This window comes from Paraburkholderia lacunae, assembly GCF_003353175.1.
Taxonomy (GTDB): Bacteria; Pseudomonadota; Gammaproteobacteria; order Burkholderiales; family Burkholderiaceae; genus Paraburkholderia; species Paraburkholderia lacunae.
On sequence record NZ_QHKS01000093.1, the window covers coordinates 1 to 1246 of the forward strand.

Here is a 1246-nt window from a genome sequence, read left to right on the forward strand (position 1 = left end):
CACCTACTGGCGTTTTACACCAAGGAGCGAGCGCATGAAACTGGAAAATCTGATTCGGATCGAGAATGGCGAAAAGGTGAAGCACACCTTCCCGGATGCGGAGTACGCGAGCCGCCAAGGCAAGCTGCGCGCATTGATGGCCAATGAAAATATCGACGCGGTGCTGTTCACGTCGTATCACAACATCAACTACTACGCGGACTTCCTGTATTGCTCGTTCGGCCGTAAGTACGGGCTGGTCGTCACGCCCAAGAAAGTGGTCTCCATCTCGGCGAACATCGACGGCGGCCAGCCGTGGCGTCGCACGGTCGGTGACTACAACGTGGTCTATACCGACTGGCAGCGCGACAACTTCTTCCGCGGCGTGCAACAGGAAATCGACAACAAGGGACGCGTCGGCCTCGAGTTCGACCAGGTGCCGGTGGATGTGCTGGAGAAGCTCAAGGCGGCGCTGCCGTCGGTGGAATTCGTCGACGTCAGCGCGCAGACCATGCGCATGCGCATGATCAAGTCGGCCGAGGAAATCGAAGTCATCAAACATGGCGCCAATGTGTGCGACGTGGGTGGGGCGGCTCTGGCGGCGGCGGTACATGAAGGCGTGCCTGAGCATGAAGTGGCACTGGCTTCCACCCAGGCGATGGTGCGTGAAATTGCCAGACGTTTCCCCGATTCCGAACTGATGGACACGTGGACGTGGTTCCAGTCCGGCATCAATACGGACGGTGCGCACAATCCGGTCACCACGCGCAAGGTGCGGAAGGGCGACATCCTGAGCCTGAACTGCTTCTCGATGATCGCGGGATACTACACGGCGCTCGAACGCACGATGTTCTTCGACCACTGTTCTAACGAGCACCTGCGCCTGTGGAAGGTCAACGTCGAAGTGCATGAGGCGGGGCTGAAGCTGATCAAGCCGGGTGCGCGCTGCAGCGACATCGCTCACGAGCTGAACAAGATTTACGCGGAGTACAACCTGCTGCAGTACCGCACGTTCGGCTACGGCCATTCGTTCGGCGTGCTCTCGCATTACTACGGCCGCGAAGCAGGACTCGAACTGCGCGAAGACATCGACACGGTGCTCGAACCGAACATGGTCGTCTCGATGGAGCCGATGATCATGCTGCCGCAAGGCCTGCCCGGTGCGGGTGGTTATCGCGAGCACGACATCCTCGTGGTCGGCGAGAAAGACGCCACCAACATCACCGGATTCAGGTACGGGCCGGAGCACAACATCATCAAGGCCTGA

General features: G+C 59.6%; 1 protein-coding gene. It reads left to right on the forward strand.

What is annotated here, in order from left to right:
• Positions 1-34: 34 nt before the first annotated feature.
• Positions 35-1246 carry a M24 family metallopeptidase gene (locus tag DLM46_RS38875; RefSeq protein WP_115110413.1) on the forward strand — a complete coding sequence of 404 codons (1212 nt, stop codon included), beginning with the start codon at positions 35-37 and terminating at the stop codon, positions 1244-1246.